Genomic DNA, 26760 nt, shown 5'->3' with positions numbered 1-26760 from the left:
GGGGCCCGCGGGTGGCCGCCACGACGGTGGAGGAGAGAGCCCCGCATGACCCCGCACGACCGCCCGGACGCGCCCCGCCGGCGTGGCGACGTCGCCGCGCTCGGTCACCGGCTGCAGGACCTCGACGGAGCCTCGTACCGCTCCTACAAGGGCCTCACCGGCGTCTGGACGGGTGAGGACGGCTACGACCTCGAGATCCGGACGGTGCAGGCCGACCCCTTCGCGCCGCCGTCGCGGCTGCGGGTGACCGTGCCCGCCCGGACCGCGGGACTGCCGCCCGGCCTGTACCGCGGCGCCGTCCGCGCGCGTGCCCTCGGCGGGTTCCTCGCCCGCGCCCTGCGCCGCGCCGTGGAGCACAGCACCCTGCGGGTCGACGCGGGCGGCCAGGAGGTGCTCGACCGCAGTGCGGTCCGCATCCGGCCCGACGGCACGGTCGTCGCCGAGCTGTCGGTCCCGCTGCCCGGCCGTGGGCGCCGGATCGACGGCGGGGCCGCGGCCGCCGCGCTGACGGTCGTGCTGCCCCGCGCGGTGCTCGGCGCGCTGCGCTGGGAGACCGCCGACACCGCCGCGGCCGAGGAGTTCGTGGAGACCGTCGAGGACGCGGGTGCCCTGCGCGACGCGCTGGCCGGTCGTGGCCTGGTCGGGTTCGTCGCCGACGGCGCGGTGCTGCCGCGGGCCTCCGGTGTCGACGACCGGCCGCTGGCCGGCGGGGTGCCGTTCGTCTCCCCGCCGGAGCTGCGGGTGACGCTGGACGTCCCGCACCGCGGCACGGTGACCGGGATGGGCGTCCCCGAGGGGGTCACGCTGATCGTCGGCGGCGGCTACCACGGCAAGTCCACGCTGCTGCGCGCGCTGGAGAGCGGCGTGTACGACCACGTCCCCGGCGACGGCCGTGAGCGCGTCGTCGCCCGTGCCGACACGGTGTCGGTGCGCGCCGAGGACGAGCGCTCGGTGCAGCGCGTCGACGTGTCGGCCTTCGTCACCGGCCTGCCGTCCGGGAACCCCACCGACGACTTCTCGACGGAGTCGGCGTCCGGGTCGACCTCCCAGGCCGCCGCCACGGTCGAGGCGCTGGAGGCCGGTGCCGGCGTGCTGCTGATCGACGAGGACACCGCCGCCACCAACGCCATGATCCGCGACGACCGGATGCGCGCGCTGATCCCGGCCGAGCCGCTGGTCCCGTTCGTCGAGCGGGTCCGGCCGCTGCACCGCGGGCACGGGGTGTCCACCGTGCTCGTCATGGGCGGGTCGGGGGAGTACCTCGACCGCGCCGACACGGTGGTCCTGCTGCAGGACTACGCCGCCTCCGAGGTCACCGGGCGGGCCCGGGAGATCGCCGGGCGGGCGGACGAGGCGGGCGACCCCGCGTTCCCGGCGTTCGCGCGCCGCGAGTTCGACCCCCGCAGCGTGGACGCCTCGGTGCGCGGCCGGCGCCGGGTGACCGCCCGTGGCCGCGGCCGGCTCATCTTCGGCGCCGACGACATCGACCTGTCCGCGATCGCCCAGCTCGCCGACCCCGGCCAGACCACCGGCGTCGGGTACGCCCTGGCCGCCCTCGACCTGCGCGGGGTCACCCTCGCCCACGCCCTGGACCGGCTGGAGGAGGCGGTGCGCCGCGAGGGGCCCGACGCGATCACCCGGGGCGCCCCCGTGGACGTCGCGGTCCCGCGGCGGCACGAGGTCGCGGCCGCCCTGAACCGACTGCGACCGGCGCGTGTGATCCACCTCCACAGAAACGGTCAGATCTGACTGTTACAGTGCGCTCCGAGCACGTGCACCGACGCACCGTCACCGGAGGACCCCATGACCGAGCCTGCCCAGCGGGACCTGAACGGCCGCACCATCGTCATGTCCGGCGGCAGCCGTGGCATCGGCCTCGCGATCCTGCTCGCGGCCGCCCGCCGCGGCGCCAACTCCGTCATCCTGGCCAAGACCGACCAGCCCGACCCGCGGCTGCCCGGCACCGTGCACACCGCGGTCGCCGAGATCGAGCAGGCCGGCGGCAAGGCGGTCGCCGTCGTCGGCGACGTGCGGGTCGAGGAGGACGTGGACCGCGCCGTCGCGACCGCCGTCGAGACCTTCGGCGGCGTCGACATCGTCGTCAACAACGCCAGTGCGCTGAACATGAGCGGCACCGCCGACGTCACGCCCAAGCGCTACGACCTCATGCAGTCGATCAACTCGCGCGGCACCTACCTGCTGACCCGGGCCGCGCTGGACCACCTGAAGGCCTCCGACGACGCGCAGGTCCTCACCCTGTCCCCGCCGATCAACCTCGACCCGAAGTGGCTCGGGGAGTTCCCGCCCTACATGCTCTCCAAGTACGGCATGTCGCTGCTGACCCTGGGCTGGGCGCACGAGTTCGCCGGCGACGGCATCCGGGCCAACTGCCTGTGGCCGCGCACCACCATCGCCACCGCGGCCGTGGTCAACCTGCTCGGCGGCGACGACGCCGGCAGGCGGGCCCGCACCCCGGAGATCATGGCCGACGCCGCCGTGGCGGTCCTGACCGACCCGGCCCGCCCCACCGGGCAGACCTTCATCGACGACGAGGTGCTCGCCGCGCACGGCGTCACCGACCTCGCCCCGTACGGCGACTCCGAGCACAACGACATCGACTTCTTCATCGAGGGCACCGACCCGGCCGACCTCCCGAAGCACTAGTGCCCCGACGGTGACCGGTTGACCCCATCGGGTGACGCCCGGAACCGGCGGGCCAGGGTGCGCGACCCCTCACGACGGCGCGGGCACCCGTCCCGCCACCCCGGACCGACGACGAGGAGCACCCGAGTGCGACACATCGCCACCTTCTGCGGCAGCTGCAACTGCGGATGCCCCGAGCTGTACGTCGACGACGCCGCCGCGCCGGAGAAGCGCATCGTGGTCACCGACGACTTCGGCCAGCGCGTGCAGATGAGCGTGGACCAGTTCGCCGACCTGGTCGCCTCGGCCCGCAACGGCCTGCTGGACGAGCTCGTCGCGAGCTGAGCCGCTACGCGGTCGCGGGGCCGCCGGGGACCTCCCCGGCGGCCCCGTCGTCGTTCCCGGGCCGGTCACCGGCCCCGGCGAGGCGCCCCGCGAGGTCGATCAGCTCCTCGCGCAGCGGCGCCGCCCGCTCGGCGAACCCGGCCTGGGCGCGGGCGTACTCGGCGCGCCCGGCGGGCGTCTCGATCGGCACCGGGTCGAACCCGTGGCCGGACAGGTCGTAGGGGGAGGCCCGCATGTCCAGCTCGCGCACGTCCGCGGCCAGGGCGAAGCAGTCGGCCACGACCTCCGACGGCACCGCCGGGGCGAGCTTGTAGGCCCACTTGTAGAGGTCCATCGTCGCGTGCAGACAGCCCGGCTGCTCCATCTCGACCTGCCGCTCCCGGGTCGGGACGAGCTCGTTGCGCGGGGCCGCGGCGTCGGTGAAGAACCGGTAGGCGTCGTAGTGGGTGCAGCTGATCCGCGCCGACTCGACGACGGCGTCGGTGCCCGCCCGCCCGAGGCGCAGCGGCACCGTGTCGCGGTGCCGGGCGTCGTCGGTGCGGTAGACCATCGCCCACTCGTGCAGGCCGAAGCAGCCCAGCCGCGGCGCCCGGGAGCGGGTGGCGGTGAGCAGCCGGTGCACGAACGCCGCCGTCGTCCGCAGCCGCGCCGGCGCCGCCGCGGGGTCGAACAGCACCGTGCCGTCGGGCCGGGTGACGTGGCCGGGGCGGTCGGCGAGCTCCGCGGCGTCGGCCAGCGCCACCCCGGGACCCGGGTCCCAGCGCTCCAGCTGGGCGGGGCGGTGGGAGTAGTAGGTGAACAGGAAGTCCCACACCGGGTGCGGCTCGCCGCGCCGTCGCCGCTCGCGGTGCGGCACGGTCCACACCGCGACCCGCTCCCGGTGCGCCGCCGCCCGCGCCCGCCACGCGGCGCCGTCGAGGACGGGCACGGCGGTGGTGGGGGCGGAGGGCGTGGGCACGGTGTCCGACGGTACGACCCGCCCCGGTCAGGCCGGGGTGCCGGGGGCGTGGGTGGCGTCGCGGACGCTGCCGACGAACGCCTCGGTGAGGTCCTCCATGGTGACCATGCCGACGGTGGTGTCCTGCCCGTCGACGGCGCGGGCCAGGTGGGCCCGGGCCGCCCGCAGCGTCGCCAGCGCCTCGTCCAGGCGGGCCGATGCCGGGACCGAGGGCAGGCTGCGCACCCGCTGCGGCGGGATCGTCGCCGACTCGGAGTCGGCGAGGTCCAGCACGTCCTTGACGTGGAGGTACCCGGTGAGCCTGCCCTGGGCGCCGCGGATCGGGAAGCGGGAGTACCCGGTCCGCTCCACGGCCTCGGTGAGCGCGGCGACCGTCGTCGACCCGCCGGGGCCCGCGTCGAGGCAGACCAGGTCCTCCAGCGCGACGACGACGTCGGAGACGGTCGCCTCCGCCGAGGACAGGGTCCGCTCGATCCGGGAGCTCTCGGAGTCGTCGAGCAGGCCCTCCCGGCGCGAGTCGCCCAGCATCTCGGCGAGCTCGCCGGTGGTGAACGCGGTCTCCAGCTCGTCGCGCGGGGTCACCCCGACCAGGCGCAGGGTGCCGTTGGCCATCGCGTTGAACAGGTCGATGAACGGGCGGGTGACCCGGGTCCACACCAGGAACGGCGGGACCAGCAGGATCGCCGCGCGTTCGGGGCCGGCGATCGAGATGTTCTTCGGCACCATCTCGCCGAGCATCATGTGCGCGACGACGACGATCATCAGCGACACCGCGAACGCGACCGGGTAGGCGAACGCCTCCGGCACCCCGACGGCGGCGAGCGGCCCGTCGATGAGGTGCGCGACGGCGGGCTCGCCGAGCCGGCCGAGCAGCAGCGAGGCGATGGTGATGCCCAGCTGGGAGGCCGCGAGCATCCGGGACAGGTCGTGCGAGGCGTCGAGCACCCGCCGCGCCCCGGCGGACCCGCCGTCGGCCATGGCCTCCAGGCGGTCCTTGCGGGCGGAGATCAGTGCGAACTCCGCGGCGACGAAGAACGCGTTCACCCCGAGCAGGGCGACGGCGGCGAGCAGTGCGATCAGGTCGTTCACGCCGGCACCGCCCCGTGCGCCGCGGTGCGGTCGGTGGCGCGGTCGGTGGTGCGGCCCACCCGGACCTCGGCGACCCGGTTGCGGTCGCGGCGCAGGACCTCGAGGGTCCACCCGTCGACCTCGACGGCGTCGCCGACGTCGGGGATGCGGCCCAGCCGGGCCACGACCAGCCCGGCGATGGTCTCGTACTCCCCGTGCGGCATCCGGAAGCCGGTGGCCTCGTCGACCTCGTCGTCGCGCATCAGCCCGGACAGTGCCCACACCCCGTCGCCGAGGCGGCGCACCCGGTTCTGCTCGCCGCGGTCGTGCTCGTCGCGGACGTCGCCGACGATCTCCTCCACCAGGTCCTCCATGGTCACCAGGCCCGCGGTGCCGCCGTACTCGTCGACGACGACGGCGGTCTGCAGCCCGGCCGCCCGCAGCCGGGTCATGAGCTCGTCACCGTCCAGCGACGACGGCACGGTCTCGACCGGCCGGGCCAGGTCCCGCACCGCGGTGTCGGCGCGGCGGGCCGGCGGGACCGAGAACGCCTGCTTGACATGCACCAGCCCCAGCGGGACGTCCGGGTCGCCGTCCACGACCGGGAACCGGGAGAACCCGGACCGGCGGGCCAGCGCCACCAGGTCGGTCACGGTGTCGGTGGCGTCGATGGTCTCCACCCGCACGCGCGGGGTCATCAGGTCCTCGGCGACGCGGTCGGTGAAGCGCAGCGAGCGCTCCAGCAGCACCGCGGTGCCCGGGTCGATGCTGCCGCTCTCGGCGCTGGCCCGGACCAGCGAGCTCAGCTCGCCGGGGGAGCGGGCCGAGCGCAGCTCCTCGGCCGGCTCGATGCCGAGGCGGCGCACGATGGCGTTGGCCGCGGTGTTCAGGCCGGTGATGAGCCAGCGGAACGCCGCGGCGAACCCGGCCTGCAGCCACACCACCGAGCGCGCCACCTCCATCGGGTGGGCGATCGCGAGGTTCTTCGGGACCAGCTCGCCGAACACCATCGACAGCACCGTCGCCAGGACCAGCGACAGCACGGTGGCGGTGCCCGAGGCGATCCCGGCGGGCAGCCCGACGGCCTCCAGCACCGGCCGGATCAGCTCGGCGACGGCGGGCTCGGCGATGTAGCCGGTGGCCAGGGTGGTGGCGGTGATGCCGAGCTGGCAGCCCGACAGCTGGAACGACAGGCCGGCGTGCGCCCGCTGCACCGAGCGGGTCCGCCGGTCGTCGCTGCGGGCGACGGCGGCGTCGATGCGGCTGCGCTCGAGCGCGGTGAGGGAGAACTCCGAGGCGACGGAGACGGCGGTTCCCAGGGTGAGCGCGACGACCGCGAGCAGCCCGAGACAGGAGAGCAGGACGGACACGGAGCTCAGGGCCTCCATCAGGGAGAAACGGTGCACGACGATACGGCGGCCGCGCCCGGCCCGCCCGACGGGAGCTGCGAGTGATCTCACGGCGTCCCGACGGTGATCCGGGCCGTGACCGGGGTCTAGGTTGGTCAGCCATGACCACGGCGACGTCGCCCTCCGCACCGCTCCCCGCGCCACCGGGTCCCCCGGACGGCCGCCGGGGGCCGGTGGCCGGGGCCCCGACCGCGGCGCAGCGGTGAGCGCCCCGCAGCCGACGCCCCCGTCGGAGCGCGCGACCCCCGCGGCCGCGGCGCCCCCGCAGTACGGCGGCCGGCGCAGCTCCGGGCTGGCCCGGGGGAGCGCCTCACCGTTCGTGGACTTCGACCGCCGCTCCTGGGCGCAGCTCGCGTCCTCGACCACGGTGCCGCTGTCGGCCCAGGAGCTCGAGCAGCTGCGCAGCTACGGCGACTTCGTCGACCTCGACGAGGTCCGCGAGGTGTACCTGCCGCTGTCGCGGCTGCTCAACCTGCACGTGGAGGAGGGCGGGCGGCTCTACCGGGCCTACCGGCGCTTCCTCGGCTCGGGCGGGGCCCGCACCCCGTTCGTGATCGGGATCGCGGGCTCGGTCGCGGTCGGCAAGTCGACCACCGCGCGGCTGCTGCGCCTGCTGCTGGCCCGCTCCCCGGAGCACCCCGACGTGCAGCTGGTCACCACCGACGGGTTCCTCTACCCCAACGCCGAGCTGCAGGCCCGCGGGCTGATGGAGCGCAAGGGCTTCCCGGAGTCCTACGACCGCCGCAAGCTGCTGCGGTTCGTCTCCGAGATCAAGGGGGGCCGCCCCGAGGTGAGCGCCCCGGTCTACTCGCACCTGGTCTACGACATCGTGCCCGACTCCCAGCTCGTGGTCCGCAGCCCCGACATCCTCATCGTCGAGGGCCTCAACGTGCTCCAGCCCGCGGTCGCGGGCGCGCTGACCGTGTCGGACTTCATCGACTTCTCGGTCTACGTCGACGCCGCCACGGCCGACGTCCGCCGCTGGTACGTGGAGCGGTTCCTGCGGCTGCGCGAGACCGCGTTCCGGGACCCGCAGTCGTTCTTCCGCCGCTACGCCGAGCTCGACCACGACGCGGCCGTGGCCCGGGCCGAGCACATCTGGGCGACGATCAACCAGCCCAACCTGGAGCAGAACGTGCTGCCCACCCGCTCACGGGCCAGCGCGGTGCTGACCAAGGGGCCGAACCACGACGTCACGCGGGTGCGGCTGCGCAAGCTCTGACCAGCGCCGGGACCAGGGCGTCGGCGGCCTCGCCGACCCGGGCCGCGGAGCAGGTCTCGTCGGTGACGTGCGCCAGCTCGGGGTCGCCGGGCCCGTACACCAGCACCGCCGGGTCCCCGAGCGCCCCGACGAGCACCGACGCGTCGGTGAAGTAGGACGCGTACGCCGCCGGCCCGCCGTACCCGAGCGCCGTCGCGGCCGCGGCCGCCCGCGGGTCGGCCGGGTCGGTCGCGACGGCGGGCAGGTCCAGGCGGACCTCGACGTCCGGGACGCCGCGGTGGGGGGTGGCGGCCAGCGCGGCGCGGGCGATCCCGGCGACCTCGTCGCGGGCGGTGGCGGCGTCCAGGCCGGGGACCAGGCGCAGGTCGACCTCCAGCTCGGCGCGGTCGGGCACCAGGTTGGGCGCCACCCCGGCGTGCAGCGTCCCGGGGTTGGCCGTGGCGGCGCCGTGCGTGGCGCTGACGGGCCAGGTGTGGTCGTGCAGCGCCGCCGCGACCCGCCCGAGCGCGACGAGCGCGTTGTCGCCCAGCTCGGGGCGCGACCCGTGGGCGCCGACCCCGTGCTGCACCAGCCGCAGCCACAGCACGCCCTTGTGGCCGTGCAGCACCCGGTTGGCGGTCGGCTCGGCCACCACCAGCAGCGGTGACGGCTCCAGGCCGGTGAGCAGGCGGGCGCCGTCGCCGCCGGTCTCCTCGCCGAAGGTGAACACCAGCTGCAGCGGGGTGGCCGGGTCGCTGCGCAGCGCCGCGACGACGAGCGCCGCGACCCCGGCCTTCATGTCGGTGCTGCCGCGCCCGCGCAGCCGCCCGTCGACGACGTCACCGGCGTGCGGGTCGAACGACCAGCCCGCCGGGTCGGCGGGGACGGTGTCGAGGTGCCCGGTGAGGGTCACCGGCGGGCGGCCGTCGCCGCGGCGCGCCACCAGGTTCGCCCGCGCCGGGTCGGCCGGGTCGGGCTCGGTGCGCACGGTGAAGCCGCCGTCGTCGAGCAGGCCGGCGAGCAGGTCGGCGGCCGCGCGCTCCCCGCCGCCCCGGGTGTCGAGGGCGATCAGCGAGCCGGCGAGGGCGACGGGGTCGGGGGTCTCCATCTCCCCGACCCTTCCACGACCCCGCCGCCTCCGAGGGCCGATGCCATTGCTCATCACTTCTTTGGCAGAATGGGGCGATGAGTGAGGGATCGGGCAGCGAGTCCGGCGGCTCCGGCGGCACCGTGGTGTCGAGCCGCTTCGAGACGAGCGACGACGAGGTGGCCTCCCGGCTGCGGCTGGCCGTGGGCCGGCTGAACCGCCGGATCCGCATCGACGGCTCCGAGTCGCTGCCGCCGCTGCAGCTGTCGACCCTGGTCACCGTCGAGCAGCACGGCCCGCTGCGCCTGTCGGAGCTGGCCCGCCGGGAGGGCGTGACCGCACCGACGATGTCCCGGGTGCTGTCCGCGCTGGACGACCAGGGCATGGTCGAGCGCGCCGCGGACCCGGGCGACGCCCGCGGCGTGCTCATCTCGATCTCCGCCGACGGGCTCGACCGCCTGCGCGAGGTCCGCAGCCAGCGCACCGCGCTGGTCGCCCGCCGGCTCGACCGGCTCGACGCCGCCCAGCGCGCCGCGCTGGAGGCCGCGCTGCCCGCGATCGAGGCCCTGATCGTCGCCGACGAGGACTGAGCGCTGCCGGGTCCCCTCAGGCCTCGGCGCCGTCGACGGTGACCACGACCCGGGAGCCGTCGTCCCGGCTGCCGCCCGCGACGGACCGCAGCCCCGCGACCCGCGCCGACTCCGGCAGCGGGTCGGGGTAGTGCCAGAACAGGTCGGCCAGCCGTGTCCCGCCGGGCAGGTCGGCGTGCTCGTAGTGCGCCTCGCCCTTGTAGGGGCAGCGGGTGCGCAGCCCGCTGGGCGTGGTCGGGACGGCGACGTCGGCGGCGGGCAGGTACCAGCGGTTCGGCAGCCCGGTCTCCGACAGCACCCACGGGTGCTCCGAGCGGGCCAGCACCGTCTCGACGCCGTCGGTCGCGACGTGGGCGACCACGACCTCACGGTGGGTCGGGCGCACGTCGACCCGGGTGTAGGGGTCGGTGAGGTGGGCGAAGACCTGCTCGTCCTCGTCGTACCAGGCGTCGGCGGCGTTCCAGTACACCGCGGCGAGCCCGCGCAGCCAGGGGGCGGCCGCGACGGGCTCGGGGTAGTGCCAGACGGCGTTCTCAGCGGTCCGGTCGCCCACGACGAGCGACCGGTAGGACGCGTCGCCCTTGAACGGGCAGTGCGTGGTGTGGTCGGTGGCGACCAGCACGTCCTGGTCGAGGTCGGCCTCGGGGACGTAGAGCACGGGCAGCAGGTTCGACTCGTGGAGGAGGAACCCGCCGCGGGTGTCGAGCACGGTGCGCCCGGCGAACTCCGCCCGCACCCGCCTCGGGAACGGATGCATGAGCAGCTTGTGCGGCGGGCCGTCGATCGCGTAGTTCACCGTGGTCGGCGCGTACGGCGACAGCGGGCCGTCGGTGCGGGTCAGTCCCATGTGGCCTCACCTCGTGGGTGGTCGTGCGGGTCGGTACCCACACAACCACCCACGGGGAGAACCTGCCACGGGGCCTACAGCGAGAGCTGCACGTCGTAGTCGCCGATCCAGGTGTTGAGGTCGATGATGCGCTCCAGCTGCATCCGGCGGCCCATCGAGTTGGCCTCGTGCCCACCGCCCTCGTCGAGCCGGCGCCGCACCGCCGCCCGGTCCACCAGCGGCGCGACGGGCGCGTCGTCGCCCTGCCCGACGATCTCGGCGACCTGGTCGCGCAGCGACTTCTCGTAGGAGTCGTCCTGGGTGGAGGGGTAGGGGCTCTTGACCCGCTGCACCACCGACTCGGGCAGCAGGTCGGAGGTGGCGTGGCGCAGCAGCGACTTCTCGCGCCCGTCGAAGTTCTTGTGCGCCCACGGCGTGCCGAAGACGTACTCGACGAGGCGGTGGTCGCAGAACGGGACCCGCACCTCGAGCCCGACGGCCATGCTCATCCGGTCCTTGCGGTCCAGCAGCACCGGCAGCCAGCGGGTCAGGTAGAGGTAGCAGATCTCGCGCATCCGGCGCTCGTGCGGGTCGTCGGCGGCCGGGCCGGTCAGCTCCGGCACCTCGGCGAGCGCGGCCCGGTACTGGTCGTCGAGGTAACCGGGGACGTCGAGCTTGTCCCACAGGGCCCGGTCGAACAGCCCGGGGTCGGACTGGTCGGCGTTCATCATCCGCCCGGCCAGCCACGGGAAGGTGTCCGCGGCGACGGTCTCCGGGTCGTGGAAGTCGCGGTAGCCGCCGAACACCTCGTCGGCGGACTCCCCGGACAGCGCGACCGTGGACTCCTTGCGGATCGCGGAGAACAGCAGGTACAGCGACGAGTCCATGTCGCCGATGCCGGCGGGCAGGTCGCGGGCGTGCACCGTGGCCCGGCGCACGGCCGGGTCCATCATGTCCTCGGTGCGCAGCACGATGTCGCGGTGCGAGGTCCCGACGTACTCGGCGACCTCGTGCACGTAGGGGGAGTCGGGGGTGCCGCGCGCGTCGTCGGCGACGAAGTTGTCGGCGTAGCCGACGAAGTCCACCGCGAAGGACCGCACGGTGCCGTCGACGTGCTTCGCGGCCAGCGCGGTGAGCGCCGAGGAGTCCAGCCCGCCCGAGAGCAGCGTGCACAGCGGGACGTCGGCGTAGAGCTGGCGCAGCGCGGTGTCCTCGAGCAGCTCGCGGACGTGGTGCACGGTGGTGTCGACGTCGTCGGTGTGCCCGGTGTCGGTGAGCTCCCAGTAGCGCTCCTCGCGGACGCCGCCGTCCCGCGAGACCCGCACGACGCAGCCGGGCGGGACCTCGCGCATCCCGCGGAACACCGCGTTGGACATGTCGGAGACGAACGCCAGCGCCCGGCGCAGGCCCTCGGCGTCGACGACCCGCTCGGCCTCGGGGTTGGCCAGGATCGCCTTGGGCTCGGAGCCGAACAGCACCCCGTGCGGGGTGGGGTAGTAGTACAGCGGCTTGATGCCCAGGCGGTCACGCACCAGCACCAGCTCGTTCGTGCCGGAGTCCCACAGGGCGTAGGCGAACATGCCGTTGAGCCGGCGGGCGACGTCCCGTGGGTCCTTCGCGCCCCACTCGCGGTGCGCCCGCAGCACGACCTCGGTGTCGCTGGAGGTCCGGAACCGGTGCCCGGCGGCGGCGAGCTGCTCGCGCAGCTCGCGGAAGTTGTAGGTCTCGCCGGAGTAGACCATGTGCAGGGCGGGGGCCCCGCCCTCGTCGAGGGTCATCGGCTGGCGGCCGCCCTCGATGTCGATGACCGCGAGCCTGCGGTGGCACAGCGCCGCCGGACCCTGGGCCCACACGCCCTGCTGGTCCGGTCCGCGGCAGGACATCGTGTCGTTCATCGCCGCGAGGGTGCGGGCGTGCTCGTCCGCCCCCAGGTCGTGTCGGTAGTCGATCCAGCCGCAGATTCCGCACACGGTTGAGCGCCTCCTCGATCTCGTGGCCCGGGCCGCACCGCCCGGTAAGATCGATTGCAACGCTAATGATTGCGGGACGCAACACGTAGGTAACACGACGTGGGCACTCCGTCCGGTAACGGGCGGTTCGTCCAGCGCTTTCGACGACGGGCGTCGCTGATCACACTCGTTCGGCGGAGCATCGTTGCGTGAAGGCGCACGAACCTTTCGATCCGCTTACGTGATTGCGATCGTCAATGTTGCAGTCCGCAACGTGTGTAGCATGCGAATCATGACGGAACGTCCGATTGGCCCGATTGACGACGACGCAACCGTGGCGACCGGCGGTCTCGCCACGGCGACCCAGGACCCGCTGCACTCGCTGGAGAAGCAGATCACGCTGCTGGTCCGCCGCACCATGGAGTCGGTGTGGTCCAACGGCTACGGCGCGAACGACGCCGTGGACCGCTACACCTACCCGGTCCTCATGCTGCTCGACGACGAGGGCGCCCTCTCGCTCACCGCGCTGACCGGCAAGCTGGGCGTCTCCAAGCCCACCGCCAGCCGCCAGGTCTCGCGCCTGTCGCGGGCCGGGCTGGTCGACGTGTCCCCGCACGAGCGCGACCCCCGCTCGGTCAGCGTCACCCTGACCCCGGCCGGCCTCGCCGCCCGGGAGCAGGTCCGCGAGGCCCGCCTGGCGCCGCTGCGCGAGGTCATCGCGCACTGGCCGACCCACGACCGCGACTCCCTGGCCGAGCTGCTCGACCGGTTCAACACCGACCTGGACCTCTTCGTGCGCTGACCCCGCTGCACCCGCCCGCGCGCGCCCCCGTGCACCCGCTGCTCCGCCGGGCCCCACCCGGGTGATGCGATAGTGGGCAGTCCGGGTGGCCGCACCCGGAGCGAGTTCGGGGGTGAGGACGGGCGTGGACGCGCTGGTGGCGCTCGTCGCCGGGGTTCTGGAGGGCATCCGCGGGCTCGGTGTGCCGGACGTGTGCCCGGGGGACTGGGCCTGGTCGGTCACCGCGCTCGGCGTGCTGACGGGGCTGCTGCCCACCGCGGGTGCGGCGCTGGTCGCGCTGCTGCGCCGGGGGATCGGCTCCGGGTCCTCGTCGGGCTACGGCTCGGCCGAGTCCGTGCTGCTGGCCGGGATCGGAGTGCTGTCGGCGGGCCTGCTCCCGCTGGCGGTGTTCGTCGGGGCGGGCGGGGTGTTCAGCCGTGCCACCGCCGGCGTGCCGGCCGTCCCCGGGCTGAGCCCGTCGGCCACCTCGTCGATCCGGGTCGAGACCTGCAGCGTCGTCGGGACCCAGAGCAGCTACCTGGGCCGCGGCACCGTGGCCGGGTCCATCGGCGGGGACGTCGTCACCTCGGTCACCTCCGTCGCCCTGCTCGGCGTCGTGCCGCTGCTCGCGACCGTGCTCGTCGCGGTCCAGGCGCGCACCGCGCTGCGTCGCGGGCCCCGCTGGCCCGCCAAGTTCTTCTGGCTCCCGCTGTTCGCGCTGATCGTGCTGACCGGCGGGGTCCCCGCGGGCACCGCCGAGCACCTGTGGGTCGGCATCCTCGCCGCGAGCCTGGCCGGGGTGCTGATCGTCCCGCTGTTCCCCGCACCGTCGCGGGCGACGGTCGAGCGGATCCGCGCCGGGCGCGACGCGCCGCCGCGCCGCGCCGAGCCACCCGCCGCGGGACGCACCGGTACCGGGTCGTCGCGGGCCGGGCGCGGTGGCGGCGACGGGCTCGCCCCGCAGTCCGGCGCCGCCGCGACGCCCAGCGTCGCCGAGCGGCTCGCCCAGCGCTTCTCCGCCCGCGAGACCCCGGGCACCGCCGGGACGAACGGCACCCGCGGGCCGTCCTCGGTCGAGCAGTCCGCGCCCTACGCCGGGTTCGCCGCCGCGCCCCGCCCGCCGTCCGGGTACGGCGCGCTGCCGCCCGCCGGGTACGCCCCCGGCCCGGCCGGGCGCCCGCCCGCCGGACCGCCGCCGTTCACCGGCCCGGCCGCGCACCCCGCCGCGGGTCCGCTGCGCGGCCCGGTGCCGGGAGCGGCCCGCGGCCCGGCCTCCGGTGCGGGACGGCCCCCGGCGGGGCCACCGCGCCGGCCCACGCTCGTCGCACCCGTGGCGGGCGGTCCGCCGCGGGCGCCCCGGTTCCGGCTGATGCGCCGCCTCGGTGCCGGTGGTTTCGGCGGGGTCTGGCTGGCCCACGACGCCAAGCTCGGCCACACCGTCGCGGTCAAGTCCGCGCACGCCGCGGACCCGGAGACCGAGGAGCGCATCCGCCGGGAGGCCGCCGCGCTCGGCGCGCTGCGCCACCCCTGCTGCGTGCAGATCCACGACCTGCTGCACGCCTCGTCCGACCCGGGCCTGCAGGGCATGGACGGGCTGGTCATCGTCATGCAGTACGTCGACGGCATGTCCCTCGGCCAGCTCGTCGGCGAGCAGGGCCCGGTGGACGACATCTCCGCGGCCCGCATCTGGACCGGCATCGCCGGCGCCCTGCACACCGCGCACCGTGCCGGGGTGCTGCACCGCGACATCAAGCCCGGCAACATCGTCGTCGACCCGCAGGGGCACCCGCACCTGATCGACTTCGGGATCGCGCGCAAGCAGGGCGACTCCACGCTGACCCAGACCGGCTACGTCCTGGGCACGCCGGACTACCTGGCGCCGGAGGCCGCGGCCGGGAAGCCCGCCTCGCCCGCCTCCGACGCCTGGCAGCTCGCGGCGGCGGTGTCGTTCGCGCTGAGCGGGCACCCGCCGCGCGGGGAGTCCGCCGACGCCGTCGCCGGGCTGCGGGCGGCTGCGGCGGGGGCGAAGCTCACCCACCTGCCGAGCCGCACCGCCCACCTGGCGCTGCTCAAGCAGGCGATGCGCACCGAGCCGCACCGGCGCCCGGACCTGCCGACGGTGCAGGGCAAGCTCGACGGCTGGCTGCGCCGCCACGGGCACCGCACCGACGGCCCGGTCACCGCGATGCTGGAGTACCGCCGGGGCTGAGGGCCCCGCCCACGGCGTGGCGCAGGGCCACGCCGGACCGCTCAGAGCCAGGCCTGGACGAACAGCCGCAGGGCCAGGCCGAGGCCCGCGACCGCGATGCCGATCCGGACCAGGCGGGCCGGGAGGCGCCGGGCCACGACCGGGCCGAGCCGGCCGCCGATGAGCAGGCCCAGGGCCAGCGCGGGCACCGCGGCCCATGCGACGTCGCCGAGGACCGCGAACCCGACCGCGGCGACGGCGTTCGCGGCCCAGGTCAGCACGTTCTTTAGCGCGTTGGCCCGCAGCAGGGTCGCGCCCGGCAGCGACAGCGTGAGCGCCAGCATCATCACCCCGGCTGCGGCGCCGAAGTACCCGGCGTAGACGGCGACGCCGAACACCCCCACCGCGACGCCCGGCCCGGGCGGTCGCGGTTCGTCCGCGGGCCGGGGCGGGCGCAGGAGCAGCAGGGCCGCGACCGCGACGAGGAACGGCACGATCCGTTCGAAGCCACCGGCCGGGGTGAGCAGCAGCAGCCCGGCCCCGGCCGCGCCGCCGAGCAGCGCCGGGCCGATCCAGCGGCGCAGCTGCGGCCCGGCGCCGCGCAGCTCCGGGCGGGACCCGGCGACCGCGCCCGCCCCCTGGAACAGCATGCAGACGGTGTTGGTGATGTTCGCCGTCGTCGCGGGGAGCCCGACGGCCAGCAGCGCGGGGTAGGAGAACAACGACGCGAGGCCGGCGACGGCGCCGATCAGGCCGGCCGCGACGCCGGCACCGAACAGCGTGAGCAGCTGCCACGGGGTCACGGGCGGAGCACCTCGTTGTCGATGCACAGGACCCTACCCGCCGCCCGGTGAGGGGCACGACCACGTCACAATGACGCCGATCGGCGCAGCGACCTGCGTCGGAACGGGGGTCACGGTGGTGGGTCCGCGCGAGGCCGGGGTGGGTGCCGCCCTGCTGCTCCTGCTCGCCGGCTGCGGCACCGCGGGCCCCGGCGTCCCCGCCCCGCGCCCGCCCGCCCCGGCCCCCGCGGCCGCGACGACCCCGCCCCCGGCGACCACCGCGTCCGCCCCGGCCGACGACGGCGGCCCGGCCGGTCCGTGCACCGGCGACACCCTCGACGTGTCCGCCACCGCACCCCGCGCCGACGGGCCGGTCACCGCCGCCGACCTGGTGTTCCGCAACACCGGCAGCGCCCCCTGCGTGCTCGACGGCTATCCCGGGGTCGCGTTCGTGGCGGGCAACGAGGGGACCCGCGTCGGGCCGCGGGCCGCGATCGACGGGCCCCGGGCGCGGGTGCGGCTGGCGCCGGGGGCCGCGGCGACGGCGCCGCTGCGGGTCCGGGCGACCACCTCGTACCCGGAGGCGGACTGCGTCCCGGAACAGGCGCGCGGGCTGCGGGTCGCCCCGCCCGGGGGCAGCGGCGGGACCTTCGTACCGCGCCCCGGCCCGGTGTGCTCCGCCGACCCGGCGCCGCCGCAGGCCACGGTGGGGTCGGTCGCCGCCCGGTAGCGATCGGCGGGGAGCCCCGTCAGGCGGGGTCCGTGGTGTGCAGGGCGAACCACAGCTCGGCGCGCACGCCGGGGGAGTCGAGGTCGCGCTCCAGCAGCGCGGCGGCCCGGGTGATGCGGGCCCGCAGGGTGTGGCGGTGCACCCCGAGCCGGGACGCGGCCGGGTCCCACTGCCCGTGGTGGGCCAGCCACTCCCGCAGGGAGGCGACCAGGTCGCCGCGCCGCTCGGTGTCGTGGCGGACGAGCGGGGCCAGCACGGCGTCGGCGAAGGCGGTGGCGTCCTCGGGACGCACCAGCGACGCGAGTCCGCTGCCCGCGAGGTCGGCGAAGCGCAGCACCGCCCGGTCGCGGCGTTCGGCGGCGTCGAGCGCCCGCCCCGCCTCGCGCAGTGCGCGGCCCAGCTCACCGACCGGGGCCGGCGTCGACACCCCGGCCCGCACCCCGCGCACCCGTCCGGCGACCTCCAGCACCGCGGGCACCGAGCCGGCGCCGACGAGCGCGGCCACCTGCCCGTCGAGCTCGGCGTGGAAGGCGACCCCGGGGGCCCGTTCCAGGGCGTCGAGCAGGACGTCCGGCGGCGCACCGGTGGCCCGCCCGCCGAGCGCGACCGCGACCAGGTCCCCGCCGGGCAGCGGGCCCCAGGTCTCGGCGAGCACGTCCTCGGCGCCGCAGCCCGGCAGCGTGGCCAGCGCCCGCAGCACCGCGGTCCGCACGCGGCGCTCGGCCCGCCCGGCCGCGGCGCTGCGCGCGTGGGCGAGGGTCAGCACCGACACCGCCGAGCCGATGAGCTGGCGGTCGACCGGGGTGAAGCGCCGGTCCCGCCCGACGACGAGCACCGCGGGCCCGATCAGGCGCACCGGCTGCAGCACGACCTGCCCGTCCCCGACGGCGACGGTGACGCTGGACGGCCCGGGGTGGTCCCGCACCCGGTCGATCTCGGCGCGGAGCAGGACCGCGCGCCGGGCCGCCCCGGCGGGCGCGGACCGGCGGACCCGCCCGTCGGCCCCGGAGATCAGCGCCCAGGCGCCGAGACGCTCGGTGAGCCGGTCCAGCACCCGGGCGGTGCCGGTGTCCGGGTCGTCCTCGCCCAGGGCGGCGGCGGTGAGCGCCCGCTGCGCCTCGTCGGTGCGGACGACCTCGGCGTAGCGGTCGGCGGCGCGGGCCTCGGCGACGGCCTTGGTCAGCGCCAGGAACGGGGTGCGCTCGGGGATCTCCAGCAGCGCCAGCCCGGCCCGCGCGCAGGCCTCGCGCAGCGCGGGGAGCAGGTCGTCGTGTCCCAGACCGCAGCCGAACCCGAGCCCGGCGAGGCCGTGCGCGACGAGCCGGTCCACGTAGCCGGCCGGGTCGGGCGCCGGTCCGAGCCCGGTGGTCAGCAGCAGTTCGTCGCCGTCGAGATAGGGCGTCGGATCGGACAGTTCGCTCGAATGCACCCACGTGAGCGGTCGATCCTGATCCGCGGACGGACACGCGAGACGCAGTCCGAGACTGCGGCTCGCACACAGCGTGCGCAGCGTCAGCGCCATCGGACCCCCTGCCGGATCGGCGTGTACCGGACATCGAACTGGACAGTCCGGACACTACCGCCCCGGCGTGTTCCGGATCACGCTGTCCGGCACGGACCGCAGTCGTCGTCAGAGGGAGCGTCGTGACCGCCACGCAGGAGACCGGTACCGCTGCGGCACCGTGGGTGGGAACCCGCATGCAGCGCAAGGAGGACCAGGCGCTGCTCACCGGCCGGGCCACCTGGACCGACGACATCGCCCCGCCCGGCACCCTGCACATGGTCGTCGTGCGCAGCCCGGTGCCGCACGCCCGGATCGTCGCGGTCGACACCGCCGCCGCGGCCGCCGTCCCGGGGGTCCGCGCGGTGCTCACCGCCGCCGACGTCGACGACGAGTTCCTCGCCGGCATCCCGTGCGGCTGGCCGGTCACCGAGGACATCCGCATCCCCGACCACCGCCCGCTCGCCCGCGACGAGGTCAACCACGTCGGCGACGGTGTCGCGGTCGTCCTCGCCACCAGCGCCGCGGCCGCCCGCGACGGCGCCGACCTCGTCGACGTCGAGTACGCCGAGCTGCCCGCCGTGGTCGACATGGCCGACGCCCTCGCCGACGGCGCCCCGGTCGTGCACGAGGAGATGGGCACCAACCACTGCTACACCTGGCCGCTGGCCACCGGGGACGTGGACACCGCCTTCGCCGAGGCCGAGGTCGTCGTGTCCGGGCGCTACCTGCAGCAGCGGGTCGTCCCCTCGCCGATGGAGCCGCGTGCGGTGGTGTGCGTGCCGGACCCGGTCGGCGCCGGGTTCACCGTCTACACCGCCACCCAGGTACCGCACTTCGTGCGGGACATCCTCGCCGCGGTCACCGGCATCCCGGACACCCGGATCCGGGTCGTCGCCCCGGACGTCGGCGGCGGGTTCGGCGCGAAGCTCAACGTCTACGCCGAGGAGTTCCTCGCCCTCGTCCTCGCCCGCCGGTTGAGGACCCCGGTGAAGTGGACCGAGACCCGTTCGGAGCACCACCAGGCCACCACGCACGGCCGCGGCCAGATCCAGGACGTCTCCGTCGCCGCCACCCGCGACGGGAAGATCCTCGGGATGAAGGTGGAGCTGCTCGCCGACATGGGCGCCTACCTGCAGCTGCTCACCCCGGGCATCGCCGTGTTCGGCGCGTTCACCTTCTGCGGGCTCTACGACTTCGGGCACTACTCGTTCACCGCGAAGGGCGTGTTCACCAACCTCACCCCGACCGACGCCTACCGCGGCGCCGGCCGGTCGGAGGCCGCCTACGGCCACGAGCGGATCATGGACGACCTGGCCCGCGAGCTCGGCATGGACGCTGCCGAGGTGCGGCTGCGCAACCTGCACCCCAAGTTCCTGGAGCCGCGCACGGTCCCGTCCGGGGTGCAGTACGACTCCGGGGACTACGAGACCTGCATGCGCCGGGCGATGGAGCTGGTCGGCTACGACGAGCTGCGCGCCGAGCAGGCCCGCCGCCGCGAGTCCGGCGACCCGGTGCAGATCGGGATCGGGTTCGGCAACTTCACCGAGTCCGGTGGGCTGTCGCCGTCGAAGGTCGCGGCCGGGGTCCGGCTGCAGTCCGGCGGCTGGGAGCAGGCCACCGTCCGGATGACGACCAGCGGGAAGGTCGAGGTCGTCACCGGCACCTCCCCGCACGGGCAGGGCCACGAGACCGCCTGGTCGCAGATCGTCGCCGACCGCCTCGGTGTGCACCCCGACGACGTCGAGGTCCTGCACGGCGACACCCTGGTCGCGCCGTTCGGGCGCGACACCTACGGCTCGCGCAGCCTCGCCGTCGGCGGCACCGCGGTGCACCTGGCCGCGGGCAAGGTGCTGGACAAGGCGATGCAGATCGCCGCGCACCTGCTGGAGGCCGACGAGAAGGACTTGGAGTTCACCGGCGGCCGGTTCTCGGTGGCGGGGACGGCCGGGCCGTCGGTGACCATCCAGGAGGTGGCGGGCGCGGCGTCGCTGGCGAACGACCTGCCCGAGGGCATGGAGCCCAACCTGACCGCGGACTCGGCGTTCGACCCGCCGAACTTCACCTGGCCGTTCGGGACGCACGTGTGCGTCACCGAGGTCGACACCGAGACCGGGTTCACCCGGATCCGCCGCTACGTCGCCGTCGACGACTGCGGGGTCGTGGTGAACCCGACGATCGTCGAGGGGCAGCTGCACGGCGGTATCGCCCAGGGCATCGGGCAGGCCCTCTACGAGCACGCCACCTTCGACGAGGCCGGCAACCCGACGGCCGGCAACCTGGCGTCCTACGCCGTGCCCGCCGCGACCGACCTGCCGCACTTCGAGCTCGAGCAGCTGGTCACGCCGTCGCCGACGAACCCGATGGGGGTCAAGGGGATCGGCGAGTCCGGCGCGATCGGCTCCTCGCCCGCCGTGGTGAACGCGGTGATCGACGCCGTCGCCCACCTCGGGGTGACCCATGTCGACATGCCGGCGACGCCGCAGGCGGTCTGGCGGGCGATCACCGCCGCGTCCGGCCAGACTGCCTGAACCCACCGGGAGGGAGACCGGACATGGTGGACATCAACTGTGACATGGGCGAGTCGTACTCGATCTACCACTGTGGCGACGACGAGGGCCTGATGCCCTGGGTGACCGTCGCCAACGTGGCGTGCGGCTTCCACGCCTCGGACCCGCGGGTGATGGCCCGGACCGTGGCGCTGGCGCAGCGGCACGGGGTGAAGGTGGGGGCGCACCCGTCGCTGCCCGACCGGGAGGGCTTCGGCCGCCGCGAGATGAGGCTCGACCGCGACGAGCTGACCGCGGGCGTGGTCTACCAGATCGGTGCACTGGCGGGGTTCCTGCGCGCACACGACATGGAGCTCAACCACGTCAAGGTGCACGGCTCGCTCTACGGCATGTCGGCCCGGGACCCGGAGGTGGCCGCCGCGATCGCCGACGCCGCCGACGTCTTCGGTGCCCCGCTGGTCGGCATGGTCGGCACCGCGCACGAGCAGGTCTGGGGTGACCGGCCCGCGGGGTTCGTCGCCGAGTACTACGCCGATCTGGACTACCGCGACGACGGCTCGCTGATCATCACCCGTGAGCACGAGGCGTTCGACCCGGTGCGGTCCGCGGAACGCGCCCTGCGCGCGGTCACCGAGGGGAAGGCGACCTCGGAGAACGGCAAGGAGCTGACCGTGCGCGCCGACTCGGTGTGCGTGCACTCCGACACCCCGAACGCCGTCGAGCTCGCCAAGGCCGTGCACGACGCGCTGAAGCCCCACCTGAGCAGCTGAGAAGGAGTATCCGCAGTGCCCCGACACGAGGTCGTCTCCCCGATTCCCGGCGTGTTCTACCGCCGTCCCGACCCCGGCAGCCCGCCGTTCGCCGAGGACGGCGCCGCCGTCACCGACGACCAGGCGATCGGCCTGGTCGAGGTCATGAAGTCCTTCCACCAGATCCCGGCGGGCGCCACCGGCACCGTCGTCGAGTTCCTGGTCGGCGACGAGGACGAGGTGGACGCCGGCCAGCCCGTGGCGGTGGTGGAGACGGCATGAGGCTGCTCGTCGCGAACCGCGGCGAGATCGCCGTCCGGATCATCCGGGCCGCGCGGGACCTGGGCATCGGCACCGTCGCGGTGCACTCGAAGGCCGACGCCGACGCCCTGCACGTGCGCCTGGCCGACACCGCCGTGGCGATCGGGCCCTCGCCCGCGTCGAAGTCCTACCTGGTCGCCGACGCGATCCTGGCCGCGGCGACCGAGACCGGCGCCGACGCCGTCCACCCCGGCTACGGGTTCCTGTCCGAGCGGGCGTCGTTCGCCGCGGCCGTCGCCGGTGCGGGTCTGACCTTCGTCGGCCCGGACGCGGCGACGATCGAGCGGATGGGCGACAAGGTCGCCGCCCGGGAGGTCGCCCGCGCCGCCGGGGTCCCGACCGTGCCCGGTACCCCCGGCGGGGTCGCCGACGCCGACGCCGCGGTCGCCGCCGCCCAGGAGGTCGGCTACCCGGTGATGCTCAAGGCCGCCGCGGGCGGCGGGGGCCGGGGCATCCGGGTCGTCGCCGACGCCGAGGCGCTGCGCACCGCGTTCGGGCAGGCCTCGACCGAGGCGGAGAAGGCGTTCGGCGACGGCACCATGTACCTGGAGCGGTTCGTCGAGCGTGCCCGGCACGTCGAGGTGCAGGTCCTCGGCGACGGCCGCGACGCCGTCCACCTGTTCGAGCGGGAGTGCTCGCTGCAGCGCCGCAGGCAGAAGGTCGTCGAGGAGGCGGTGTCGCCGGGGATCACCGGGGCGACCCGCGAGGCGATGACGGCCGCGGCGGTCGCGCTGTGCCGCGAGGTCGGCTACACCTCGGCCGGCACCGTGGAGTTCCTCGTCGACGACGAGACGGGCGAGTTCTTCTTCATCGAGATGAACACCCGCATCCAGGTCGAGCACCCCACCACCGAGCTCGTCACCGGCATCGACCTGGTCGCCGAGCAGCTGCGCGTCGCCGCGGGGGAGCCGCTGCGGTTCACCCAGGACGGGATCTCCCGGCGCGGGCACGCGATCGAGTTCCGGGTCTGCGCGGAGGACCCGGAGCGGGACTTCCTGCCCCAGCCGGGTGGCGTCGGGCGGGTCACGCTGCCGTCGGGGCCGTGGGTGCGCTGCGACACCTGGCTGGAGCCGGACGGGACGGTCCCGCCGTACTACGACTCGCTGCTGGCGAAGGTCGTGGTGTGGGGTGCCGACCGGACCGAGGCGCTGGCCCGGTCCCGGCGTGCGCTCGACGAGTTCTCCGTCGCCGGGATCCCGACCACCGCCGGGCTGCTCCGCACCCTGGCCGGGGAGCCGTGGGTCGCCGACGCCGACTTCCACACCGGGACCCTCGAACACTGGCTGGCCGAAGGGAAGGGGACCTCATGAGCGCCCGCTACAGCTGGGGCGGCGACGAGTTCGTGTTCGTCGAGCTGGCCGAGGACATGAGCCTGCAGGCCAACTTCAAGGCCGTCGCGATCACCAACCTGCTCCGCTCCGAACGTCCGGACGGCATCCTGGAGATCTGCCCGGCGAACGCCTCCTACCAGGTGCGCTACGACCCCGACGTGCTCGACCCGCACGCCCTGATGGCGCAGCTGACGGAGCTGGAGACCCGGGTCGGCGACGCGCTCGGGGTCACCCTGGACTGCCGGGTCGTCGAGATCCCGGTGCTCTACCAGGACCCGTGGACCACCGAGACCCTGATGCGGTTCCGCGACCGCCACCAGGACCCCGAGGCCACCGACATCGAGTACGCGGCCCGCATCAACGGCTACGCCGGGGTGGACGAGTTCATCGCCGCGCACTCCGGCTCGCCCTGGTTCACCTCGATGGTCGGCTTCGTCGCCGGCCTGCCGTTCAAGTACCAGATGGTGCCCCGGGACCGGCAGATCGTGGTGCCGAAGTACCTGCGCCCGCGCACCGACACCCCCAAGCAGACCGTCGGCTACGGCGGCTGCTTCTCCTGCATCTACTCGGTGCGCGGGGCCGGGGGCTACCAGATGTTCGGCATCACCCCGGCGCCGATCTACGACCCGACCCAGACCAAGCCCGACTTCACCGAGCACATGGTGTTCATGCGGCCCGGGGACATGGTCAAGTTCCGCGGCATCGACCGCGACGAGTACGACCAGCTCCACGCCGCCGCCGAGGCGGGGGAGTACCGGATCACCGCCCGTCCGGTGGCGTTCGACCTGCAACCGTTCCTCGACGACCCCGACGGCTACAACACGCGCCTGCTGGAGGTGCTCGCGTGACACGCATCGAGGTCCGCAAGCCCGGTCTGTCCACCACCGTGCAGGACGGTGGCCGCTCCGGCTACTACCACCTGGGCATCCCCCCGTCGGGCGCGCTGGACCAGTACTCGCTGACCTGCGCGAACGCTCTGGTCGGGAACCCGGACGGCGCCGCCGCACTGGAGATCGTCTACATGGGCCCGGAGCTGGTGTTCACCGGCCCGGCGACTCTCGCCGTCGCCGGGGCGACGATCGCCCCGAAGGTCAACGGGTCGGCGGTGCCCGTCTGGGAGTCCTTCGACGTCGCCGAGGGCGACGTGCTGTCGTTCGACTACCTGAAGGCGGGCGCACGGGCCTACCTCGCGGTGTCCGGCGGGATCGACGTGCCGGAGAAGCTCGGCAGCCGCGCCACGTACGCGCTCGGCGCCCTGGGCGGGCTCGACGGCCGGCCGCTGGCCGAGGGCGACGTCCTGCCCGTCGGGTCCGGCACCGGCCGGGCCGGGCTCGTCGTGCCCGAGGACCTGCGGCCGTCGCTCGCGAAGGACGTCGAGGTCCGGGTCGTGATGGGGCTCTACGACCACCGGCTCACCGACCGGGGCCGCGCCACCTTCCTCGACACCACGTGGACGCTGACCCCGGTCGCGGACCGGATCGGGTTCCGCTACACCGGCGGGGAGCTGGAGACCGTCGACCGCGAGCCGCCGTTCGGGGCGGGCCAGGACCCGTCGAACATCGTCGACTCGCCCTACCCGGTCGGCTCCATCCAGGTCCCGGGCGGTGTGGAGCCGATCGTGCTGCACCGGGACGCGGTGTCCGGCGGCGGCTACATGATGGTGGCGACGGTGGTCTCCGGGGACCTCGACGTCGTCGCCCAGTCGGCGCCGCGCACCCGCACCCGGTTCGTGGCGGTCGACCTGGAGACGGCGCTGTCGCTGCGGGCCGAGCGCACGGACCGGCTCGCGCGGATGCACAGCGCACTGGAGCGGTGACACCGCTCCCGCTCACCCGTTCGGGCTGGCCCCGCAGCGCCGTCTGGTCCAGACTCGACGCTCGGTGACGCGGGGCGGTACCGGACGTGGGGGAGGACCGAGCGATGAGCGGCAGGCACCGGAGGGCGGCGGGGGCCGGACTGGTCAGGCGGGTCCTGGCCGTGACGGTCCCCGTGGTCGGGGCGATCGCAGTCGCCGCGGCGGTCGTCGTCACCGTGACGCCGGGGGAGCAGCCCGTCGCGGCGCAGGGAGAGCAGGGGGAGCAGACCGGCCCCGGCCCGGCCGCGCCGCTCGCCGCCGGTCCAGCCGTGCCCGGCGGTGGCTCCCCGGCGCGGATGGCCGACCCGGCACCGCTCGCGCAGGCACCGGTGCGGGCGGCCGCCGACGCCGCGGCCGCCGCACCCCGGAGCTCCACGGCGGGGTCGCCCCGGGAGCCGGGGTCGCCGGGTACGGCCACCGGCGGGTCCGGCCCGGTCCGGTCCGGCGGGGGTGGTGGGTCGCGCGCCGCCGCCGCACCGCCGTCGACGACCGGCGGGGCGGACGGCCCCGCTCCGGCGGGCCCGGCCGGCGGCACGGCCGGTGACCGCACCGCGCCCGGACCCCTCGCGGTCGCGCCCGGCACGGGCCCTGCGCCGGCGCCCGGCCAGGTCACCGCTCCGGACGACACCGCCCCGGACGACACCGCCCCGGACGACACCGCCCCGGACGACACGCCCCCGGCCGACGACACCGCACCCGGCGACGACACCGGGTGGTCCGCCCCGTCCCGGCCGACGGTCCCGCGGCCGGTGGTGCCCGCCCCGCGCGTGGCCGTCCCGCCCCAGGCCGCCCCACGGTCCGCCGCGCCGCCGGACGAGGACCCGGCCGGCAGCGGTTCCTCCGGTGTCTCCCCGGGCACCGTCACACCGGCCGACCCGGACACCGGCGCCGCGGACGGGGCGCTGCTCCGGCTGCGCCTGCGGATCGCCGAGACCCCGCCCGTCGACGTCCGGGTGCCCGGACCCGCGCTGTCGCTGCTCGGGGGCTGAGCCCGGCCGCCCGTCCGGGCGGCGCGCAGTTCACCCCACCGGGACGGCCCGCGACGGCGACACACCCGTTCGGTGCATGGCCGTACCGCCGTCCGCCGGTGACGATCACCCCATGCGCACGGCGAGCGGCTCCACCACGTGACCGGCCGGCACCGGATGCCGGGCGGGCCCGGCCCGGCCGGCCCGGACCCCGCCGGGCCCGAGGTGTGGCCGAGCTCCGCTGCCCGCTCCCGGGGCGCGTCCGCGACGGCGCCCGTCGGCCCGTGGGACGCGCCCCGACCGGTCGAGGGCCGGGCCCGGCCGCCGCGGGGCCGCCGGCGTCTCCGCGTGACCCTGGCCGGGGTCGTCCCGGTGGTGCTGGTCGCGTCGGTCACCGTCGCGGGTCTCCTCGGGACCGGGGTCCTCGGCGGGTTCGCTCCGGCGGACCAGCGGGTCGACGACCACGTCCCGGTACCGACCTTCGCGTCCGGCCCGACCGTCGACGACGCCTCGTCGATCCCGATGCCGTCGCGCTGGTACGGCTCCGGCACCGGGATCGCGCCCACCACGGCACCGGTCGCGGCCCGCGAGACGCGCGCGGCCGCCGTCGCCGACGGGGCGGTGCGGGCGGCCACGGCCCGGATCGCCGAGGACCGCCGGATCGCCGAGGAGCGCCGGGCCGCCGAGGCCGCCGCACGGGAGCGTCTGGCCGCGGAGCAGCGCGCGGCGCAGGACCGTGCCGCGCAACGGGCCCGGGAGCAGGCCGACGCGCGCCGTCGCGCCGCCGTCCCCCCGACCGGGGCACCCACGACCCCGCCCGCCCCGACCACCACCCCGGCCCCGCCGACCGGCACCGCGCCCGACGACGCCCGGACCGCCACCCCCGCCCCGACCGGGGACGCCCCGCGCACCGAGGGCGTCGTCTGTCGTGTCGTCCGGTTCGTGATCGTCCCCTGCTGAGGCCCGGC

Annotated in this window: 24 protein-coding genes; 16 read left to right on the top strand and 8 right to left on the bottom strand. The window is 75.5% G+C overall.

Features of this window, described 5'->3' with window-relative positions; translation table 11 throughout:
- Positions 1 to 45 precede the first annotated feature (45 nt).
- The 3 genes from ND486_RS02630 to ND486_RS02620 all read left to right on the top strand — a co-directional run bounded on the left by ND486_RS02630 (position 46) and on the right by ND486_RS02620 (position 2988).
- Positions 46 to 1749 carry an ABC-ATPase domain-containing protein gene (locus ND486_RS02630; protein WP_251782592.1) on the top strand — a complete coding sequence of 568 codons (1704 nt, stop codon included), beginning with the start codon at positions 46 to 48 and terminating at the stop codon, positions 1747 to 1749.
- A gap of 54 nt (positions 1750 to 1803) precedes the next feature.
- Positions 1804 to 2664: an NAD(P)-dependent oxidoreductase gene (locus tag ND486_RS02625; protein ID WP_251782590.1), complete on the top strand. Its 861-nt coding sequence runs from the start codon at positions 1804 to 1806 to the stop codon at positions 2662 to 2664.
- A 126-nt stretch (positions 2665 to 2790) separates the two neighbouring features.
- Entirely contained in the window at positions 2791 to 2988 is a 198-nt protein-coding gene (locus ND486_RS02620; protein WP_208820333.1) for a hypothetical protein, read from the top strand.
- A 4-nt stretch (positions 2989 to 2992) separates the two neighbouring features.
- Here ND486_RS02620 and ND486_RS02615 read toward each other — a convergent pair whose 3' ends face one another.
- Genes ND486_RS02615 through ND486_RS02605 form a run of 3 tightly spaced genes read right to left on the bottom strand, consistent with a single transcriptional unit; the run spans position 2993 to position 6402 of the window.
- The gene (locus tag ND486_RS02615; RefSeq protein WP_374231368.1) at positions 2993 to 3946 is read right to left on the bottom strand and encodes a 3-methyladenine DNA glycosylase; all 954 of its coding nucleotides are present in this window, start codon (positions 3944 to 3946) and stop codon (positions 2993 to 2995) included.
- 27 nt (positions 3947 to 3973) lie between these two features.
- On the bottom strand, positions 3974 to 5035 hold the full coding sequence (locus ND486_RS02610; RefSeq protein ID WP_251782588.1) for a hemolysin family protein: 1062 nt from the start codon (positions 5033 to 5035) through the stop codon (positions 3974 to 3976).
- The gene (locus tag ND486_RS02605; RefSeq protein ID WP_251782586.1) at positions 5032 to 6402 is read right to left on the bottom strand and encodes a hemolysin family protein; all 1371 of its coding nucleotides are present in this window, start codon (positions 6400 to 6402) and stop codon (positions 5032 to 5034) included. The genes ND486_RS02610 and ND486_RS02605 overlap by 4 nt, the downstream gene beginning before the upstream one ends.
- Before the next feature lie 313 nt (positions 6403 to 6715).
- On the opposite strand from ND486_RS02605, the gene coaA reads away from it, so the two are divergent.
- A complete protein-coding gene (gene coaA / locus ND486_RS02600; RefSeq protein ID WP_208820371.1) occupies positions 6716 to 7645 on the top strand; it encodes a type I pantothenate kinase in 930 nt (309 codons plus the stop codon).
- Here the strand turns inward: coaA and ND486_RS02595 are convergent.
- Complete coding sequence (locus ND486_RS02595; RefSeq protein ID WP_251782584.1) at positions 7617 to 8732, bottom strand: M20/M25/M40 family metallo-hydrolase; 1116 nt, start codon at positions 8730 to 8732, stop codon at positions 7617 to 7619. The genes coaA and ND486_RS02595 overlap by 29 nt on opposite strands.
- A gap of 77 nt (positions 8733 to 8809) precedes the next feature.
- On the opposite strand from ND486_RS02595, the gene ND486_RS02590 reads away from it, so the two are divergent.
- Positions 8810 to 9301, top strand: coding sequence for a MarR family winged helix-turn-helix transcriptional regulator (locus tag ND486_RS02590; protein ID WP_100877766.1), 492 nt, complete (start codon positions 8810 to 8812; stop codon positions 9299 to 9301).
- Between the two features lie 16 nt (positions 9302 to 9317).
- On the opposite strand, the gene ND486_RS02585 is transcribed toward ND486_RS02590, so the two are convergent.
- Both ND486_RS02585 and asnB read right to left on the bottom strand, forming a co-directional pair.
- Positions 9318 to 10148, bottom strand: coding sequence for a DUF427 domain-containing protein (locus ND486_RS02585; protein WP_251782582.1), 831 nt, complete (start codon positions 10146 to 10148; stop codon positions 9318 to 9320).
- A gap of 74 nt (positions 10149 to 10222) precedes the next feature.
- Positions 10223 to 12097 carry an asparagine synthase (glutamine-hydrolyzing) gene (asnB, locus tag ND486_RS02580; RefSeq protein ID WP_251782581.1) on the bottom strand — a complete coding sequence of 625 codons (1875 nt, stop codon included), beginning with the start codon at positions 12095 to 12097 and terminating at the stop codon, positions 10223 to 10225.
- 313 nt (positions 12098 to 12410) lie between these two features.
- Here asnB and ND486_RS02575 point away from each other — a divergent pair, with 313 nt between their 5' ends.
- Positions 12411 to 12878, top strand: coding sequence for a MarR family winged helix-turn-helix transcriptional regulator (locus ND486_RS02575; protein WP_062394998.1), 468 nt, complete (start codon positions 12411 to 12413; stop codon positions 12876 to 12878).
- Positions 12879 to 13002: 124 nt separating this feature from the next.
- Positions 13003 to 15066, top strand: coding sequence for a serine/threonine protein kinase (locus ND486_RS02570; RefSeq protein WP_251782579.1), 2064 nt, complete (start codon positions 13003 to 13005; stop codon positions 15064 to 15066).
- A 41-nt stretch (positions 15067 to 15107) separates the two neighbouring features.
- Here ND486_RS02570 and ND486_RS02565 read toward each other — a convergent pair whose 3' ends face one another.
- Positions 15108 to 15848 (bottom strand): sulfite exporter TauE/SafE family protein, encoded by a 741-nt coding sequence (locus ND486_RS02565; protein WP_251782577.1) that lies wholly within the window; start codon positions 15846 to 15848, stop codon positions 15108 to 15110.
- Between the two features lie 115 nt (positions 15849 to 15963).
- On the opposite strand from ND486_RS02565, the gene ND486_RS02560 reads away from it, so the two are divergent.
- Positions 15964 to 16557, top strand: a complete 594-nt coding sequence (locus tag ND486_RS02560; protein ID WP_251782576.1) for a DUF4232 domain-containing protein — start codon at positions 15964 to 15966, stop codon at positions 16555 to 16557.
- Positions 16558 to 16576: 19 nt separating this feature from the next.
- On the opposite strand, the gene ND486_RS02555 is transcribed toward ND486_RS02560, so the two are convergent.
- Positions 16577 to 18079: a PucR family transcriptional regulator gene (locus ND486_RS02555; RefSeq protein WP_285898074.1), complete on the bottom strand. Its 1503-nt coding sequence runs from the start codon at positions 18077 to 18079 to the stop codon at positions 16577 to 16579.
- 176 nt (positions 18080 to 18255) lie between these two features.
- Here ND486_RS02555 and ND486_RS02550 point away from each other — a divergent pair, with 176 nt between their 5' ends.
- From ND486_RS02550 to ND486_RS02515, 8 genes are all read left to right on the top strand, one after another.
- Complete coding sequence (locus tag ND486_RS02550) at positions 18256 to 20589, top strand: molybdopterin cofactor-binding domain-containing protein (protein ID WP_285898197.1); 2334 nt, start codon at positions 18256 to 18258, stop codon at positions 20587 to 20589.
- Positions 20590 to 20612: 23 nt separating this feature from the next.
- Positions 20613 to 21338, top strand: coding sequence for a 5-oxoprolinase subunit PxpA (pxpA, locus tag ND486_RS02545; RefSeq protein ID WP_251782573.1), 726 nt, complete (start codon positions 20613 to 20615; stop codon positions 21336 to 21338).
- Between the two features lie 15 nt (positions 21339 to 21353).
- The gene (locus ND486_RS02540) at positions 21354 to 21599 is read left to right on the top strand and encodes an acetyl-CoA carboxylase (protein ID WP_020625095.1); all 246 of its coding nucleotides are present in this window, start codon (positions 21354 to 21356) and stop codon (positions 21597 to 21599) included.
- Entirely contained in the window at positions 21596 to 22948 is a 1353-nt protein-coding gene (locus tag ND486_RS02535; protein ID WP_251782572.1) for an acetyl/propionyl/methylcrotonyl-CoA carboxylase subunit alpha, read from the top strand. Before ND486_RS02540 ends, ND486_RS02535 begins: the two co-directional genes overlap by 4 nt.
- Positions 22945 to 23817 (top strand): allophanate hydrolase subunit 1, encoded by an 873-nt coding sequence (locus ND486_RS02530; RefSeq protein ID WP_251782571.1) that lies wholly within the window; start codon positions 22945 to 22947, stop codon positions 23815 to 23817. The genes ND486_RS02535 and ND486_RS02530 overlap by 4 nt, the downstream gene beginning before the upstream one ends.
- Positions 23814 to 24785: a biotin-dependent carboxyltransferase family protein gene (locus tag ND486_RS02525; RefSeq protein ID WP_251782570.1), complete on the top strand. Its 972-nt coding sequence runs from the start codon at positions 23814 to 23816 to the stop codon at positions 24783 to 24785. The genes ND486_RS02530 and ND486_RS02525 overlap by 4 nt, the downstream gene beginning before the upstream one ends.
- A 161-nt stretch (positions 24786 to 24946) precedes the next feature.
- Positions 24947 to 25813, top strand: coding sequence for a hypothetical protein (locus ND486_RS02520; protein ID WP_251782568.1), 867 nt, complete (start codon positions 24947 to 24949; stop codon positions 25811 to 25813).
- Between the two features lie 327 nt (positions 25814 to 26140).
- Positions 26141 to 26752 (top strand): hypothetical protein, encoded by a 612-nt coding sequence (locus ND486_RS02515; protein WP_251782566.1) that lies wholly within the window; start codon positions 26141 to 26143, stop codon positions 26750 to 26752.
- Positions 26753 to 26760 lie beyond the last annotated feature (8 nt).

Source organism: Pseudonocardia sp. DR1-2 (assembly GCF_023717215.1).
Classification (GTDB): domain Bacteria; phylum Actinomycetota; class Actinomycetes; order Mycobacteriales; family Pseudonocardiaceae; genus Pseudonocardia; species Pseudonocardia alni.
This window is presented reverse-complemented; position numbering and strand designations above follow the sequence as displayed.